Genomic DNA, 16,622 nt, shown 5'->3' on the forward strand with positions numbered 1-16,622 from the left:
GAGACTAAACAGCAGCTCCCTCCCAAGCCAGTGGCAAAACCCCATGATGACGCTTTCATCACATATTCCGAACAGCCCCTCGATCGGGATCACAATTTGCAAGGTTGAGCTGTAACCAAATATTCATTAAGTGGTCATTAAATTGACAAGCTGAAACAAGGCCCGCACCATCGGGTCAAACTCTATGCGGATGAACGATCTCTCCCTCACTCGCTCAAAGGATGAGCTTATATGAATCGCCCCTCCTCAGGCCGCCCCCGCGTCCTGAGTCTGCCCTCTCTACTGCTTGCCCTGCTGGGCGGATTGCTGCTGCTGACCCTGTTATTGCCGCTGATCAATCCCGGTAGCTGGCTGGGCCGTGCCCAACCGCTGGTGCTGGGCCCCGCCGACAATCCGCTGGCTACCCTCACCCGCCACGCCCTGCTCTATAAAAGCGACAGCCGCGGCCTCTATCTGGTGGTACGGAGCCAGTGGCAGTTGCGGGGGCCGCTGCAAGCGGGGGACAAGGTGCGGGTGGAGCTGCTCAACGACAAGGGGGAGCGGATTGACCAGCTCAGTCAAGCGGTGGATAAGCGTCAGGTGTGCCGCAATAACCGCTGTACTCTGGATCTCAACAGCACCCTGCGCGCCCCGGACGATGCGCTGGCCAGCCGCTATCAGCTGCGCATCGGTCTGCTGCTCAAAGATCGCCCCGAGAGCGGCAATTTCAGCCAGATCCTGCAAACCCTGCCGGAGCAGGGCTTCAACCTCACCTATCTGGTGGTGAGCCTGACCCTGGTGCTGGCCCTGAGCGCCGCCGTGCTCAAAACGGTGCTGCCAAAGCTGCGCCGCAGCCTGCGCTGGCGGATCATCGGCAGCCTGCTGCTCGGCAACCTCACCTTCGTGCTGCTGCACGGCTTCGTGGTGTTCAAGCTGGGGGAGTTTCTGCTCTGGTCAGGCTTTCGGCCGGAGCACTACTATCTCGCCTGGGGCAGCATGGTGCTGGGCTGGAGCCTCTGCGCGCTGGCGGGCTTCAACCTCTATATGGGGCTGGTCTTTACCGCGCTGTCTGGCATCGGTCTGCTCGCCAACTTTATGAAGATCGCCATCTACGGCGTGCCGCTCGGCGGGGACGATTTTGGCAACCTGCTGGCGCTGCTGCGGATCCTGCTCGATCAGCACCCCATCCTACCCATCTTCACCCTTTTGCTGGCACTGTTTCTCTGCTGGCGCTTTGCCCTGTCACGCTGGGTGCTGCGCACCGCAGCCGCCACCGTCGCCTTCTTTGCCCTCTGTGTCTTTGCCACCCAGACCGGCAACAAGTTGCTGGGGGCCAACATTCGTTACGTGGATCGCGCAGTCAACTACCACAGGGACATCATCCGCTCCGGCCCCGGCCTCTATCTGTTCAATCTGGTGGACGAGATGCTGCAAAGCGGCAGCGTGTTTCGCTACCCCTTGCAGATCAACGAGCTGACCCCGCAGTTGAGCCATCCGCCCCAAGGCATTGCGCCGCGCTGGGATCTGGTGATCGTGCTGCAATATGAGTCGCTCTGGCTCGACTGGAAGGGGCGTATCTGCGCCCCGGCCCCCACCCTATCCCTGCCCGCCAGCGTGCAGCAGTGGCAAAAGACCATCCACTCCCCCACCACTGGCGGCATGACGGTGCTGGCGGAGTTCGAGATGAATACCGGCCTGCCGGTGGGCTTGCTCAAGCAGGGGGTGGTGCCCTACTACTACCTCTCGGAGCAGGTGCCGGGGCTGGCCCAGAGCGCCAGACAGAGCGGCTATAAGACGCTGTTCGCCCACCCCTACGTAGAAAAATTCTGGGGCCGCGCCAAGGCAATCCCGGCGCTCGGCTATGAGGAGCGTTGGTTCGATACCCGTTTTACCACCCTTGAGTACAAGGGGCTCTATATCTCAGATGATGCGCTGATCGACCACCTGCTCAAGCGCAGCGAACAGGATGATAAGCCGCTGTTTGCCTATGCGGTCACCATGCAGGGGCACGGCCCCTTCGATGGCCCCCGCTATCAGGGGCAGGAGCGCAGCGGCGCCTGCCCGAACCAGAGCGAGAGCGACACCCAGTTGCTCAACACCTACTACACCGGGGTGGTGGATGCCATGGCCTCGCTTGAGCGTCTGCTCAAGACCCTCGACCAGTCGGGCAAGCGCTATCTGGTGGTGGCCTTTGGCGATCACCAGCCGTTTTTGATGTCCGCCGGCAAGGGTATTCACGGCGACAAACCGGCGCGCGATGCCACCTACCAGATCCCCATGATGGCCTTTGCCCGCAGCGATGATCCTCTTATCCTCGAGGAACAATTTGCTCCGGTGCGCCAGCTCTACCAGATGGGTCAGGCCACCCGCCAGCTGCTGGCGGGGGATATCACCCCCATCGAGGACAAGCCTCTGCTCCATCCGGTGCTGGGAGAAGAGAAGGGGTTCGACCCCTCGAGCCTGGTTCCGCAGATCCGCGCCAGCTTCCGGCCCGATGCCCAACCCTGAGCCTTAAGCCCTGCAACACGAATAGATGAGGCCGCAATAGCGGCCTCTGGTTATTACTTTCTCTTTGTCACTGCGACTGCAAAATCCCGTCTTTAGCGGGCGTTGCGGGTTGCAACGGCATCCGCCAGATTGCGCAGCAGCACTTCTGTATCGGCCCAACCGATGCAGGCATCCGTGATGCTCTGACCGAAGGTAAGCTCGCAGCCCTCGACCAAATCCTGACGCCCTTCCACCAGATGGCTCTCCACCATCACACCAAACACCGCCTTGCTGCCGGCACGCAGCTGACCGGCTACATCTTCGGCCACCACCATCTGGTTCTTGAACTGTTTGCTGCTGTTGGCGTGACTGAAGTCGATCATCACCTTCTGCGGCAAACCGGCCTTCTCCAGCCCCTTCACAACTTCGCTGACATGGGCCGCACTGTAGTTCGGCTCACGACCACCACGCAGAATGATGTGACAGTCCGGGTTGCCGCGGGTCGCCACGATGGCGGAGTGACCGTATTTGGTGACCGACAGGAAGTGGTGCGGCGCACTGGCAGCGCCAATGGCATCGATGGCCACCTTGATGGTGCCATCAGTGCCGTTCTTGAAGCCCACCGGGCAGGAGAGACCGGAGGCCAGCTCGCGGTGTACCTGGGATTCGGTAGTACGGGCACCGATCGCGCCCCAGCTCATCAGATCCGCCACATATTGCGGGGTGATCATGTCGAGGAACTCGGAGGCAGTTGGCAGCCCCATGTCGTTGAGATCCAGCAACAGCTTGCGACCAATGCGCAGACCGTCGTTGATCTTGCAGCTATTGTCGAGGTACGGATCGTTGATCAGCCCCTTCCAGCCCACTGTGGTGCGCGGTTTTTCGAAGTAGACCCGCATCACGATCTCCAGCTGACCTTTCAGCTCGTCGCGCAGCGCCTTGAGGCGCTTGCCGTACTCCAGCGCGGCAACCGGATCATGGATGGAGCATGGGCCAATCACCACCAGCAGACGATCATCTTCGCCAGCCAAGATATTGTGAATGGCCTGACGGGATTCAAAAACGGTGGACGAGGCCACCTCGGTAGCCGGAAACTTCTCAAGCACCGCAACCGGGGGTAATAACTCTTTGATTTCACTGATACGAACGTCGTCGGTTTGATGCTGCATGACAAGGCTTCCTGCTAGATGACTGCGATTAGGAAATCTCAACATAGCCCGCGACAGGGCATGTGTAAATAGGAAATTACAGCAATCACAAAACTATTTTATATATCAAACTTGCAAGTTATTGAAATGATGCTATGCGAAATGGAAGTGCGGATGAGGAAGGCAAAAAGGCCCGCTCAGCGCGGGCCCGAAGCGTCGGTGATGACGGGTTTGTCAGTGATCAGCCACGCTGGCTGATACTGGCCAGCTTGTCGAAGTAATCAGGGAAGGTCTTCGAGGTGCACTTGGGATCATTGATGGTGACCGGGGTATCCGACAGCGCCACCAGCGAGAAGCACATGGCGATACGGTGATCGTTGTAGGTATCGATCTCGGCATGTTTGAGCTGGGTCGGCGGGGTCACGGTGATGAAGTCATGCCCCTCCTCCACTTCAACGCCCAGCTTGCGCAGCTCGGTCGCCATGGCGTGCAGACGATCGGTCTCTTTCACCCGCCAGTTGTAGATATTGCGAATGGAGGTCGGCCCCTCGGCAAACAGTGCGGCAACGGCGATGGTCATGGCCGCATCGGGAATATGGTTCATGTCCATATCCACTCCGTGCAGCGGTGCCTGCTCCGCCTCGATAAAATCATCGCCCCAGGTGATGCGCGCGCCCATCTTCTCCAGCACGTCGGCGAAGTGGATATCACCCTGAATGCTGTGCTTGCCGATACCGGTGACCCGCACCTTGCCCTTGATGGCGCCCGCTGCGAGGAAGTAAGAAGCGCTGGAGGCATCTCCTTCCACCAGAAAGTCACCCGGACTAATGTAGGTCTGGTTGCCCTTGATGTAGAACAGCTTGTAGTTGTCGTGCTCGATGACCACCCCGAACTGCTTCATGATGTGCAGAGTGATGTCGATGTAAGGCTTGGAGACCAGCTCCCCCTTGATGTGGATCCGGGTATCACCGGCCGCCATCGGCGCCGCCATCAAAAACGCGGTCAGAAACTGGCTGGAGACGGAGCCATCGACGTGCACATCGCCGCCCCACAGCCCCTTGGCGTCCACCACCAGCGGCGGATAACCATCGTGTTTCAGGTACTGGATATGGGCACCCGCTTCACGCAGGGCATCCACCAGATGGCCGATGGGACGCTCTTCCATACGCGGCTCGCCACCCAAGGTATATTCACCGGAACCGAGGCATAGCGCGGCGCACAGCGGTCGCATGGCAGTACCGGCGTTGCCGAGGAACAGATTGACCGGCTCTTTTACCGCAAAGCTGCGGCCCAGACCCTGCACGGTACACTCGGTCTTGTCTGCGGAGAGCTTGTACTTGACCCCGAGCTGGGTCAGCGCAGCCAGCATGTGACGAATGTCATCGCTGTCGAGCAGGTTGGTCAGACGAGTGGTGCCACGAGCCAGCGCCGCCAGCAGCAGCGCTCGGTTAGAGACACTCTTGGAGCCGGGCAAATTGACCTCACCGGCCACACGTGAAATGGGTTCCAAACGCAACGAATTCATAGACTTCCTGTGCTATCTCAAAAATAAACGCCTGTCCGGACGTTAACAGCCTGCGTCCCGCTCGGCAAGGGCACTTTCAGCGGAAATCGCACGGCAAACGCCAGCGCGCTGGTTCTGTTGAAAAAAACGCCGGGGTATACCCGGCGTCTTGAATCACTGCAATAGCTGTAAGCGGCTCACGGGTTGTCACGAGAGGCCGCCAGCAAACAGGTGGAGCTCTCTTCTCAGCCGTTGCGCTTGGCAAAGCCATCCATAAAGCTAACCAGGGCCTTCACCCCCTCCAGCGGCATGGCGTTGTAGATGCTGGCGCGCATGCCACCGACGATGCGGTGTCCTTTGAGGGCCAGCAGGCCGGCCGCTTCCGATTCGGCCAGGAACTGCTTGTCCAGCTCGGCATTTTTCAGCTGGAACGGGATGTTCATCCGCGAACGGCAGCTGACATCCACCTGATTGCCATAGAAGCTCGACTGATCGAGATAGTCATAGAGGAAGTCGGCCTTCTCCTTGTTGCGCGCTTCCATCGCCTCGAGGCCACCCTGTTCTTTCAGCCACTCGAACACCAAACCGGCCAGATACCAGGCGTAGGTGGGCGGCGTGTTGAACATGGAGTCGTTCTTGGCAGTGAGCTTGTAGTCAAAAATCGAGGGGACATCGGCTCTGGCCTGATCCAGCAGGTCATCGCGCACGATGGCGATGGCAAGCCCGGACGGGCCGATATTTTTCTGGGCACCGGCATAGATGATGCCAAAGCGGCTCACGTCGAGAGGACGGGAGAGAATGGTGGAGGAGAGGTCTGCTACCAGCGGCACCTCGCCGGTGGCCGGGATGTCGAACATCTCGATGCCGTCGATGGTTTCGTTCGGGCAGTAGTGAACATAGGCCGCATCGGCGCGAAACGCCGGGGTCGGCAGCAGGTGGGAGATCCCCTGCTCGTTCTTGGCAACCCCCTGGAAGGTCTGGATATCGCCATACTTTTTGGCTTCATCCACCGCGCTCTGGGACCAGACGCCGGTCAGCAGGAAGTCCGCTTTCTTGTTGGCCCCGCCCAGCAGGTTCATGGGTACGGCGGAGAACTGACCGCGGCCGCCACCGTGCATGAAGAGCACCTTGTAGTTGTCCGGCACCGCCAGCAGTTCGCGCAGATCCGCTTCGGCCTTCTCGGCAACCGCCATGTAGGGCTTGCCGCGATGGGAAAGCTCCATGACCGAGGCTCCCAGCCCCTGAAAATTACAAAATTCGCGCTGGGCGCGCTCCATGACTTCAACCGGCAGCATGGCGGGGCCGGCGCAGAAGTTGTAAATCTGTTTGCTCATGACGCTTTCCGTGAGTGGATGAGAGTAATCGATGACTTGTCAGGTTTTACACAAGAGCAGCCAGCGGATCAAAGGCTTTTTGGGAGCTGGCTCAACCTTTTACCGTCACTCTGCATCCCCCTTGCAGTAGAAAAAGCCCTGAACGGGTCAGGGCTTGCAGGGAACATGCACAGAAATGGCGGGCAGAGCGCATAAACGACCACAGCTCAGCCATTTCTGACAAATTTACAGTTTGGCGGTGAGCTCCGGCAGCAGGGTGAAGAGATCCCCCACCAGCCCGTAGTCCGCCACCTGAAAGATGGGGGCATCGCTGTCCTTGTTGATGGCCACAATCACCTTCGACTCCTTCATCCCCGCCAGATGCTGGATGGCGCCCGAGATACCGACCGCGATATAGAGCTCCGGCGCCACCACCTTGCCGGTCTGCCCCACTTGCAGATCGTTGGCGACATATCCTGCATCAACGGCAGCCCGCGACGCCCCCACCGCGCCACCCAGCTTGTCGGCCAGCGCCTCAATCAGGGCAAATTGCGCCTTGGAGCCAAGCGCGCGGCCACCGGAGACCACCACCCTGGCGGCGGTCAGTTCGGGCCTGCTGGAGCGCACCGCGCGGCGCTCGACCAACCGAGTACGACCAGCGAATTCGGGCACGGCCAAGTGCTCGATGGGAGCCTGCCCGCCCGTCGCCGCCTTGGCAAACGCGGTAGCCCGCACCGTCATCACTTTGACGGGCGCCGAGCTTACAACTCTGGCAATGGCATTGCCCGCATAGATGGGGCGCAGGAAGGTGTCGCTGCTCTCGATAGCCGTCACCTCGGAGAGCATCTCCACCCCGAGCCGAGCCGCTACCTGTGGCAGCAGCGCCTTGCCCATGGTACTCGCCGCCATCAGGCAGTGGCTGTAACCTTCGCACCAGCTGGCCAGCAGCTTGTCGACCCCATCCAGCAGCCCGTCGGCCAAGCGGGGATGTTCGGCAAGCAGAACCTTGCCGACACCGCCAATGGCAGCCGCCTGTTCACCCGCCTCGGTCAGCCCCTGCCCCAGCAACAGCAGGTTAACCTGACCGCCGATGGAAGCGGCGGCGGTGACCAGTTGTGCCACGTTGTCGGCCAGATGACCCTGATGATGTTCGGCAATGATCAGCACGCTCATGGCAGCACCTTCGCTTCGTGTTTGAGTTTGTCCACCAGCTCGTCCACCGAGCCCACCTTGATCCCGGCGCTGCGGGCTGGCGGCGCCATCACCCCGAGCAAACGGGTCTGGTTGGCCACCTCAACAGCGAGTGTCGAGAATGGAGCACTATCAAGCGGCTTACGCTTGGCCTTCATGATGTTGGGCAGCGAGGCAAAGCGCGGTTCATTCAAACGCAGATCGGCGCTCACTACCGCAGGCAACGGCATGCCGAGGGTCTCGAGGCCACCGTCGATTTCGCGGGTCACCAGCAGCTCCCCAGCTTCCACCTTGAGGGCGGACGCACAGGTCGCCAGCGGCCAATCATTGAGGGCAGCCAGCATCTGGGCCACCTGATTGTTGTCTGAATCGATGGACTGCTTGCCGAGCAGCACCAGATCTGGCTGCTCCTGCTCACACACCTTGTGCAAGGCGCGGGCGACAGTCAGCGGGGTGAGCGTCTCATCGGTGACACTCTCACCGGTTATATAGTGCAGTGCCCGATCCGCCCCCAGCGCCAGTCCATGGCGCAGTTGCTCGGCGGCAGCGTCAGGGCCGAAGGTCACCACCACCAGCTCGCTGGCAACCCCGGCTTCCCGCAGCCTGACCCCCTCCTCCACCGCAATTTCACAAAAGGGGTTGATCCCCATCTTCACATTGGCGAGCTCCACGTCGGAGCCGTCTCCCTTCACCCGGATCTTGACGTTGTAGTCGACTACCCGTTTGATCGCGACCAGCAGCTTCATGGGGTCATGCCTCGTCTCTTTGGATTGAATTCATTAGTGTGCCTCTGCGTTTGTTGCAGTACGCTCTTCCCTGATTTTTTGCTTTTTCTTGCTCAGTTTTGCTTACAACTGCTTTACGTTTACGTAAACTACCAGCATTACCCTAGGCCAACCAGAGCGCAGAGGCAAGATGGAACGGGAAGCAATGGAATTTGATGTCGTCATCGTCGGCGGCGGTCCGGCGGGGCTCAGTGCAGCCATCGCCCTGAAACAGCAGGATGCCACTCTCTCTGTCTGTCTGCTGGAGAAAGGGGCGGAAATTGGCGCCCATCTGCTCTCCGGCGCCCTGTTTGATCCCGTCGCCTTGCAAGAACTGCTGCCGGATGGCTGGCAGCAAGCACCGCTCGGCGTACCGGTCAGCGACGATCAGGTGCATCTGCTGCAAAGCGAGCAACGCTCCCTGCAACTACCCGCCTGGGCCGTGCCACCCCGGATGCACAATCAGGGTTGCTATGTGGTCAGTCTTGGCAATCTCTGCCGCTGGCTTGGCCAACAGGCGGAGCAGCTGGGAGTCGAAATATACCCGGGATTTACCGCCAGCGAACTTATCATGGAAGCGGGCCGGGTCAAGGGGGTGCTCACCGGCGATCTGGGGCTGGATCGGGCTGGGAACCCAAAAGCTGATCATGTGCCCGGCATGGCGCTGCTCGGTCGCTACACCCTCTTTGCCGAAGGGGCACGCGGCCATCTCGGCAAGCAGCTGATCGCCGAGTTCAATCTGGAAAACCCAGCCCAACCCCAACACTACGCCATCGGCTTCAAGGAGCTGTGGCAACTGCCAGCAGGTCGGGGCAAGGCGGGACAGGTGCTACACGGTAGTGGCTGGCCCCTTGGCAAGCAGGGGGGCGGCAATAGCCACGGTGGCTTCTATCTCTATCACATGGAGGGGGATCAGGTGGCAGTCGGGCTGATTGTCGATCTTAACTACCAGAACCCCTGGCTCAGCCCGTTCGATGAATTCCAGCGCCTCAAGCATCACCCGCTTATCGCCGACCAGCTGCAAGGGGGTGAGCGCATCAGCTACGGCGCCCGCGCCATCACCAAGGGGGGCTGGCACGCCCTGCCCCGCATGCACTTCCCGGGCGGCCTGCTGATCGGCTGCGATGCGGGCACCCTCGACTTTTCCCGCATCAAGGGGATCCACACCGCTATGAAATCGGGGATGCTGGCGGCAAAAACCGTCGCGATGGCACTGCGGGGGGGCGATGAGGGAGGCCGGGATCTGGCCCCATATGGTGACGAGCTGCACCAGAGCTGGCTGGCCCGCGAGCTCAAGGCGGCGCGTAACTTCGGCGCGGCGCTTCACAGCTATGGTCCCTGGTTGGGCGGTGCCTTCAACTGGCTGGAGCAACGGCTGTTTGGCGCAAACTCGCCCTTCAAGCTGCTCGATAAAGCTCACGACTACCGTCAGCTGCGCGTGGCCAGTCGCTGCGAGCCCATCCATTACCCCAAACCCGATGGCAAGCTGAGCTTTGACAAGCTCTCGTCTGTGTATCTGGCCAACACCAGTCACGACGAGGATCAGCCTTGCCACCTCAAGCTGCAGGACGAGCGCATTCCGGTCGAGGTCAATCTGCCCACCTGGGCCGAACCCGCCCAACGCTACTGTCCGGCCGGGGTGTTTGAGGTACTGGAAATGGAAGGCGCGGCCAAACTGCAGATCAACTCCGCCAACTGCATCCACTGCAAGACCTGTGACATTAAAGATCCCAGTCAAAATATCGTCTGGACACCGCCACAGGGGGGCTCCGGGCCCAATTATCCCAATATGTGATGAAGCGGGGCAGCGGCAACAAGCAGCCCCAGCTAGCCCTCCCCCAGCCAAAGGCGGGTTCTACCCCGCATAGCCGCTCAGGTGCTCCGACCTCGCTGATTTTTTGAACAAACAAGCTGAATCCCTGATGAATAGCCCCTGACAAGCGCGGCCCGCCCCTGTATAGTTCGCCGCATTCAGGTTTTCCATCGGCCCGATCTGCTTATCCACGGGATCGCCTTCTGCTGCGATCTAAGGCCGCATGACCTGTGCAACCATCCCTGATTACCCATGACTTTTTAAGGGGGGACAGATGATCACCGCCTACATTCTCAACAACAAGGTGCTGGACATAGTCACGCTCGGGCCTGACGACATAGTACCTGGCAACACGGTCTGGCTGGATGCCTACAAGCCGGACACGGCAGAGCGAGAATGGTTGACGGGCCTGTTCCTGGAAGAGGTCCCCGACAAAGAAGAGCTCGACGACATCGAAGCATCCGCCCGTTTCTACTGGGATACCGATGGTCTGCACATTCACTCCCTGTTTCCCCAGCGGATCGGTCGTGACACCAAGGGTGTCCACGTCTCTTTTACCCTGCGCAACAACCTGCTGATCAGCATTCGTGAAGATGACATCGGGCTGGTGCGCCTGCTGCGCCACTATATGCGCCAGGATCGGCTGGAGGTGGAGGATGCCCTCGATATCCTGCTGGAGGTACAAAACCTCAAGGTGGAGTACCTCTCCGATCTTATCGAAGATGGTTACAAGACGTTGGAAAACACCGCCGATCAGATCTTCGAGCCGGATCAGATCAACCCTATGCTCAAGGAGCTGTTGGCACAGGAAGAGGCCAACGGCCAGATCCGTCTCTCCCTGCACGATACCCGCCGCGCCCTGCGTTTCCTCAAACGCAGCCTGCGCCAGCGCATGAGCCTGGAGCAGAACAAGTGGATCGACGAGATGCTGCACGACGTGGAGTCACTACTGCCTCACACCCAGTTCCTGTTCGACAAGATCAACTTCCAGCTGGAGGCCTCCATGGGGGTGACCAATCTGGAGCAGAACAAGGTGATCAAGATCTTCTCGGTTGCCGCCGTGATCTTCCTGCCGCCGACCCTGATCGCCAGTATTTATGGCATGAACTTTGGCCGCATGCCTGAGCTCGCCTGGGAGTATGGCTATCCCCTCTCGCTGGTGCTGATGGTGATGTCATCGCTGGGCACCGGGCTCTTCTTCAAGCGCAAGGGGTGGCTGTAACGCCAGCCGCTCGGCACAAGACAACTTTTCGCGGATTGGGGGGCATGGCCCCCCGATTAATTCCCGCTCTCTCCCGCGCCTTGCAAAGGGCTCGCCTTCGCCCCATATCCCTTGCATCACTTGCACTCTATGAATGGATATCGGGCAACCATGACCCTCTACCCCGAACATCGATATGACGATCACGGCCAGTTGCGCCCTCCCCTCTGGTTCTGGCCCATCGCCCTGTTGCTGACCCGCTCGGTCTGGCTGTTTCTGATGGCCGGCGTCACCCGCGAGAGCGGCAGCGAGATCCTGACCCTCTTTTATCCGGACAAAATCACCCTCTACATCAGCCTGCTGACAGACGTACCCGCCATGCTGGCGTTGCTCGCCTGCGGGGGCACCTATCAGCAGACCCAGAGCATTCGCGCCAGACTCCGGCGCCACAGCCCGCTGCTGCTGCTCTGCTCTGCCGTCAGCGGCCTGCTGATGCAGTTGCACAGCCTCAATCTGCAGAAGTGGTCATTCAGCTGGCCCACCGCACTGGTGCTGGTCGCCAGCCTCTGGTCACTCTGGTATCTGCTGCGCAGTCGCCAGCTACGGGAATATGCTGCTGATGATCCTCATCAGGAACCCTCCATCTAGCCAGACACGTGGTCATAGCATCGGACCGTAAACATGAGGAGGCCGCTGCCCCGCTGTCGAGGGGCGAAAGCGCCCGCACTCTAACCCCATTGGTGACACCCAATTGGATAAGGGATCATCAATATAGGTGTTCGGTCACTGCATTCAGCTTTGATTCATCAGCAATACAATTGATAACACTTTTCATTACTCTTACAGCGTTATAAACTTGCTCCCCCCGGGCGGCCCCGCCCGGGTGCTGGAGCCTTTATGACAAGCCTTTCTCTCTCACCCCGACAATTCTGGCAGTGGCTGGCCTACCACCATCAGGCTGCCGAGGGCTCCCTCTACCTGATGTTCTTCTCCGGCCTGCTGCTGTGGGAGCCGCTGACCCCGCTCTGGTCGCTGGCGCGCTGGAATCTGTTTTTCCATGTGATGCTCTCACTCACCCTGTTTCCCCTGCTGTTTGGCGCCTTCTGGCTCTCCCATCGCAGCTTGTTGAACCGCAGCAACAAACCTTTTTTGCGCACCACGGGACGGATTATCGAAGCCCTGCTGCTGGTCTGTCTGGCCAGCGGCCTGCCGCTGGTGCTGCACGGCACTCCGGGCGATGCCATAGGCAACCTCGCCAGCTGGGCCCACTGGCTGAGCGCACTGCTGCTCACTCCTCTGGTGCTGCGCCACGCCTGGCGCTGGACCATCTTGAAATGGCGATCCTGATCCCATGTTGAAGTCATCGTTCTCTGCATTTTTGTCACCCCTGCTGGCCCTCATCTTGCTGCTGGCCAGCCCCTTTGCGTTGGCCCAGCAGATGGGCGCCGGGATGATCGCTTATGAGGAGGGGCAAAGCCCGCGCCTCGTCACCGCCAACCTGAGCGCAGGCTCGGTCACCCTGCTTGAGCGCGATAGCGGCAAGCGCCTGAAAGAGGTGCAGCTGGGGGGCGATCTGCGCCAGCTTGCCCGCGCCGATGACAGCACCCTGCTGATCACCGACTACAGCGGTGATCGCCTGCTGCTGCTGGATGATGATCTCGAGCTGGAACAGGCGATCCCAACCGGCCATCGCCCCTACGGGGTCATCTTTGACCCCAAGCGGCAGTGGTTCTGGGTAACGCTGTTCGAATCCGCTCGCCTGCAGGCCTACGACACCGCGGGCAACCTCCAGCTGGATGCAGAAACCGCCGAGACGCCCCGCGGGCTAGCATTGACCAACGACGATCGCCTGCTGCTGACCCACGCCATGACAGGCCAGCTCGCCATCTATGATCTCACCAAGCTTGGTCATGGCGCCGAGGGCGCTCCGCTTCCCAAGCCAAAGCTCATCACCCTGGCCGAGACCCATAGCGACACGCCGAGCGACTCGCAGGGCTTGCCGCGCCTGCTCGATGGCATCGCCCTCTCCCCCGATGGCAGCGAGGCCTGGCTGCCCCATGTGCTGTGGAGCTTCGATCACCCCTTCCAGTTTCAGAGCACTGTCTTTCCGGCCGTCTCTATCATCGATCTCGATGAGGAGAAAGAGCGGATCGATGAAAGAAAGCAGCTCTTTTTGCAGATCAATCTGCCAAACGTCGGCAACCGCAGCCAGATCGTCTCCAACCCGTTCTCGGCCCGCTTCGCTGCCGACGGCAAGCGGGTCTATCTGACGCTGGCGGGCTCGGAAGATCTGCTGGTGTTCGATCTCTCCCGCAGCGGCAAGTCCAACAACAACCGTCACCGCCGCAAGAAGTTTCAGGGGGGAGCCAAGGCAACCCAGCTCTTGCGTCACCTGCCGGGCCAGAATCCGCGGGATCTGCTGATCGACGGTGACCATATTCTGGTGCACAACGCCATGGGGCAGGATCTCACCCGCCTCAATAGCGGCGGCAGCGGCCCGTTTGCCCGGGTCACCGTCGATGTGCCCCACTTCGCCAAGCTGGTAGAGACGGATCCGCGCCCCGAGCCGCTTCAGCGCGGCGAGCGGCTATTCAACCTTGGTAACACAGCGGCCAACTCACGCTTCCCCATGGCTGGGGACAACTGGATGAGCTGCAACTCCTGCCATCTGGACGGATTCAATTTCACCAATCGCTATCTGATGGCGGCCCATCGCCAGAAGAGCGGCGACAACGCCATCAACGGCCACGCCAACCTCACCAACATGGTGGCGGGGGATTTTGTCGGCGAATACCTGCGCATGACCCAGCAGACCCAAGGCGGCATGGGCCATGACACCCGCGATGGGGCCGAGGCAGTTGACCCCGCCAAGCCCCAGCCCGAGGTGAAGGCGATGATGGAAGATCTGCACGCCTTCGTCACCGCCGATGGCAACCTCCCCTATCTCGCCAACTGGCTGCGACTCGATGCCCCGCGCACGGATCCCGCCAAGGCGCCGACTACCCACCCGAAGGAGTGGCTCAACTCCGCCTCCTGCCAGAACTGCCACCAACAGGCGTTCAAGGATTGGAGCGAGAGCAACCACAGGCTGATGGGCAACTCCCACCCCTACTACAAAGTGGTGCAGGCGCTGGCCCGCGAAACCGAAGGGGAAGCGTTCGGTCAGTGGTGTCAGGGCTGCCACATGCCCCAGCAGGTGATGACAGGCCAGCTGGATCTGCCCAATGGCTCCCACATGTTCGAGCAGGGCGGCGCCTCGCTGATTGGCGCTCACAAGGCGGGCGAACCTGTGGTGGAGGAAGGGACCGGCTGCGTGCTCTGCCATCGCATCACCAAGGTAGAAGATGCGGGCGGCAACAGCGCCTTTACCGTGAATTTGAAAGACCGCGAGAGCTATGTGTTCGAGGATGCCCCGGGCGGCAGCCTCCAGCACTGGATGGCTGAGCGGCAGATCAACGCCCGTCCGGCGGCCCACAAAGCCTCCTATCAAAAGGATTTCTACCGCGATGCCGCTCTGTGCAAGTCGTGCCACAACGAGTTTGCCCCGGGCACCGGCGCCAATATCGTCAACACCTGGGACGAGTGGGAAAAATCCAGCTTCGCGAACGCCGAGGATCCTGCCAAGCGGCGCACCTGTATCGACTGCCATATGAACCCGGAGCCGGGCAATGGCGGCGCGCCAGTGGCGGGCCAGTCCACCGAAAACGGCACCATGAAGGCGCGGCTCTATCGCCACAACTTTACCGGCGCCCAGCATCAGCTGGTGGGGCTGCGCAATCCCGACCTTGAGCAGGAGAGTCTGGCGCTCTTGCGCTCCAGCGCTACCCTCTCGGCCCGTATCGAACGGGGGGCAGACAGCCCGCAACTGGTGGTGCGGGTCGCCAATACCGGCGCGGGCCATGCCCTGCCCACCGGGGTGGCCGATTTCCGTGAACTCTGGCTGGAACTGACCGTCACTGACGCCAGCGGCAAGCTGGTGCTTGCCAGCGGCCAGCCGGTGGATGGCGCAGTCCCCGAAGATGCGCGACTGTTCAGAAAAGTGTTCGGCGATGCCGAGGGCAAGCCGGTGGGGCTCAAGTTCTGGCGCTACGCCAAGCTCTTGGAAGATACCCGCATTCCGGCCGATGGCTGGCGAGATGAAGCCTGGCCGCTGCCCGCAGATGCCCAAGGGCCCTTCAAGGCCGATATAAAACTCAATTTCCGCACCTACCCCAAGTGGGTCAATGATGCGGTGCGCGCCGCCGAGCCGAGCTTGCCGGAGCCACCCATAGTGCAGCTAAATCGGTTGCAACTTGCCTTGCAGCCTCTCCCCGTCACGCCCGCTACGGAGCCTCAATCCTGATGTTTGCAAGTTTTCTGATTACCCTGCGCGAGGGGCTGGAAGCCTTCCTGCTGGTCGGCATCTGCCTCTCCTACCTCGCCAAGCTGGGGGCGAGCCGCTACAACAAGTTCATCTATCTGGGGGTGGGGCTTGGCCTTGTCGCCTCCCTTGTGGTCGCCTTCCTGTTCCAGGTGGTGGTGAGCCAGTTCGAGAGCGAGCGTTACAACCACCTCTTGATGGCGGGGATCCTCATCTTCGCTACTCTGGTGCTCACCTATATGGCGATCTGGATGCAAAAACAGGCCAAATCCCAGGTCGGGGCCATGACAGCGCGCATCGATGCGGCCATCGATGGCGGCAACCTGTTTGGTCTGGTGCTGCTTGCCTTTCTGGCGGTGATGCGCGAAGGATTTGAAACCGTGCTCTTCTTCTCCGCCCTGCTCTATTCGGGCCAAGGGGTCGATCTGCAATCCGGCCTGATGGGCGCGCTGGCGGGGTTGCTGGTCTCCATCGCGCTGGTGTGGGGACTGCTGCGCTCCACCCGCAAGGTGGCGCTGGCTCCTTTCTTCCGCTGGACCGGCCTGCTTATCATCATCATAGCCGCAGGCTTGCTCTCGTCCGCCGTCAACATGTTGCAGGCGGCAGAGATCATCACCTTCTGGACCACGCCGGTGTTCGACATCAGCCACATTCTCGACGATCAGGGGGTATTTGGTACCTTCCTGCGCGCTCTGTTTGGCTACAATGCCTCACCCGCTGGCTTGCAGCTGCTGACCTGGTCCCTCTATCTGGCGATCTTCGTTACCCTCTGGCAGCGCAGCTATCGCCCGCAGGTGAGCGCCGCATCCAGCAAGAGCTGAACCCGCACGCCCTGTGGCAACAAGGCCACGGGGTAACAACA

Annotated in this window: 12 protein-coding genes; 7 read left to right on the plus strand and 5 right to left on the minus strand. The window is 60.6% G+C overall.

The window, feature by feature from the left end; all coding sequences use genetic code 11:
• Positions 1 to 231: 231 nt before the first annotated feature.
• Positions 232 to 2,487: an LTA synthase family protein gene (locus G5154_RS02510; RefSeq protein WP_421250262.1), complete on the plus strand. Its 2,256-nt coding sequence runs from the start codon at positions 232 to 234 to the stop codon at positions 2,485 to 2,487.
• A gap of 92 nt (positions 2,488 to 2,579) precedes the next feature.
• Here the strand turns inward: G5154_RS02510 and aroG are convergent, their stop codons facing one another.
• The 5 genes from aroG to G5154_RS02535 all read right to left on the minus strand — a co-directional run bounded on the left by aroG (position 2,580) and on the right by G5154_RS02535 (position 8,368).
• The gene (aroG, locus tag G5154_RS02515; protein ID WP_005345047.1) at positions 2,580 to 3,635 is read right to left on the minus strand and encodes a 3-deoxy-7-phosphoheptulonate synthase AroG; all 1,056 of its coding nucleotides are present in this window, start codon (positions 3,633 to 3,635) and stop codon (positions 2,580 to 2,582) included.
• Between the two features lie 220 nt (positions 3,636 to 3,855).
• Positions 3,856 to 5,139, minus strand: a complete 1,284-nt coding sequence (aroA, locus tag G5154_RS02520; protein WP_005351267.1) for a 3-phosphoshikimate 1-carboxyvinyltransferase — start codon at positions 5,137 to 5,139, stop codon at positions 3,856 to 3,858.
• Between the two features lie 224 nt (positions 5,140 to 5,363).
• A complete protein-coding gene (gene serC / locus G5154_RS02525) occupies positions 5,364 to 6,452 on the minus strand; it encodes a 3-phosphoserine/phosphohydroxythreonine transaminase (protein WP_120414429.1) in 1,089 nt (362 codons plus the stop codon).
• A 225-nt stretch (positions 6,453 to 6,677) separates the two neighbouring features.
• The gene (locus tag G5154_RS02530) at positions 6,678 to 7,604 is read right to left on the minus strand and encodes an electron transfer flavoprotein subunit alpha/FixB family protein (RefSeq protein WP_421250263.1); all 927 of its coding nucleotides are present in this window, start codon (positions 7,602 to 7,604) and stop codon (positions 6,678 to 6,680) included.
• Positions 7,601 to 8,368: an electron transfer flavoprotein subunit beta/FixA family protein gene (locus G5154_RS02535; RefSeq protein ID WP_139412005.1), complete on the minus strand. Its 768-nt coding sequence runs from the start codon at positions 8,366 to 8,368 to the stop codon at positions 7,601 to 7,603. Before G5154_RS02535 ends, G5154_RS02530 begins: the two co-directional genes overlap by 4 nt.
• Before the next feature lie 169 nt (positions 8,369 to 8,537).
• Between G5154_RS02535 and G5154_RS02540 the strand changes: the two genes are divergently transcribed.
• The 6 genes from G5154_RS02540 (at position 8,538) to G5154_RS02565 (ending at position 16,581) form a co-directional block, all read left to right on the plus strand.
• Positions 8,538 to 10,181 (plus strand): electron transfer flavoprotein-ubiquinone oxidoreductase, encoded by a 1,644-nt coding sequence (locus G5154_RS02540; RefSeq protein ID WP_421250264.1) that lies wholly within the window; start codon positions 8,538 to 8,540, stop codon positions 10,179 to 10,181.
• Between the two features lie 292 nt (positions 10,182 to 10,473).
• A complete protein-coding gene (gene corA / locus G5154_RS02545; protein WP_421250265.1) occupies positions 10,474 to 11,421 on the plus strand; it encodes a magnesium/cobalt transporter CorA in 948 nt (315 codons plus the stop codon).
• 150 nt (positions 11,422 to 11,571) lie between these two features.
• Positions 11,572 to 12,048: a DUF2919 domain-containing protein gene (locus tag G5154_RS02550; RefSeq protein WP_421250266.1), complete on the plus strand. Its 477-nt coding sequence runs from the start codon at positions 11,572 to 11,574 to the stop codon at positions 12,046 to 12,048.
• A 249-nt stretch (positions 12,049 to 12,297) separates the two neighbouring features.
• On the plus strand, positions 12,298 to 12,747 hold the full coding sequence (locus tag G5154_RS02555) for a hypothetical protein (protein WP_421250267.1): 450 nt from the start codon (positions 12,298 to 12,300) through the stop codon (positions 12,745 to 12,747).
• A gap of 4 nt (positions 12,748 to 12,751) precedes the next feature.
• The gene (locus tag G5154_RS02560) at positions 12,752 to 15,742 is read left to right on the plus strand and encodes a YncE family protein (protein WP_421250268.1); all 2,991 of its coding nucleotides are present in this window, start codon (positions 12,752 to 12,754) and stop codon (positions 15,740 to 15,742) included.
• Entirely contained in the window at positions 15,742 to 16,581 is an 840-nt protein-coding gene (locus G5154_RS02565) for an FTR1 family iron permease (protein WP_371177720.1), read from the plus strand. Before G5154_RS02560 ends, G5154_RS02565 begins: the two co-directional genes overlap by 1 nt.
• Positions 16,582 to 16,622: the final 41 nt, after the last annotated feature.

The sequence above is a fragment of the Aeromonas sp. 600527 genome (genome assembly GCF_049175415.1).
GTDB classification, from domain to species: Bacteria; Pseudomonadota; Gammaproteobacteria; order Enterobacterales; family Aeromonadaceae; genus Aeromonas; species Aeromonas veronii_A.

Excerpts from the sequence above, each read along its gene's own strand:
- G5154_RS02560 (WP_421250268.1), top strand. The coding sequence starts at position 12,752 with ATGTTGAAGTCATCGTTCTCTGCATTTTTGTCACCCCTGCTGGCCCTC.
- aroG (WP_005345047.1), bottom strand. The coding sequence starts at position 3,635 with ATGCAGCATCAAACCGACGACGTTCGTATCAGTGAAATCAAAGAGTTA.
- G5154_RS02530 (WP_421250263.1), bottom strand. The coding sequence starts at position 7,604 with ATGAGCGTGCTGATCATTGCCGAACATCATCAGGGTCATCTGGCCGAC.
- G5154_RS02535 (WP_139412005.1), bottom strand. The coding sequence starts at position 8,368 with ATGAAGCTGCTGGTCGCGATCAAACGGGTAGTCGACTACAACGTCAAG.
- serC (WP_120414429.1), bottom strand. The coding sequence starts at position 6,452 with ATGAGCAAACAGATTTACAACTTCTGCGCCGGCCCCGCCATGCTGCCG.
- G5154_RS02540 (WP_421250264.1), top strand. The coding sequence starts at position 8,538 with ATGGAACGGGAAGCAATGGAATTTGATGTCGTCATCGTCGGCGGCGGT.
- G5154_RS02550 (WP_421250266.1), top strand. The coding sequence starts at position 11,572 with ATGACCCTCTACCCCGAACATCGATATGACGATCACGGCCAGTTGCGC.
- G5154_RS02555 (WP_421250267.1), top strand. The coding sequence starts at position 12,298 with ATGACAAGCCTTTCTCTCTCACCCCGACAATTCTGGCAGTGGCTGGCC.
- G5154_RS02565 (WP_371177720.1), top strand. The coding sequence starts at position 15,742 with ATGTTTGCAAGTTTTCTGATTACCCTGCGCGAGGGGCTGGAAGCCTTC.
- corA (WP_421250265.1), top strand. The coding sequence starts at position 10,474 with ATGATCACCGCCTACATTCTCAACAACAAGGTGCTGGACATAGTCACG.
- aroA (WP_005351267.1), bottom strand. The coding sequence starts at position 5,139 with ATGAATTCGTTGCGTTTGGAACCCATTTCACGTGTGGCCGGTGAGGTC.
- G5154_RS02510 (WP_421250262.1), top strand. The coding sequence starts at position 232 with ATGAATCGCCCCTCCTCAGGCCGCCCCCGCGTCCTGAGTCTGCCCTCT.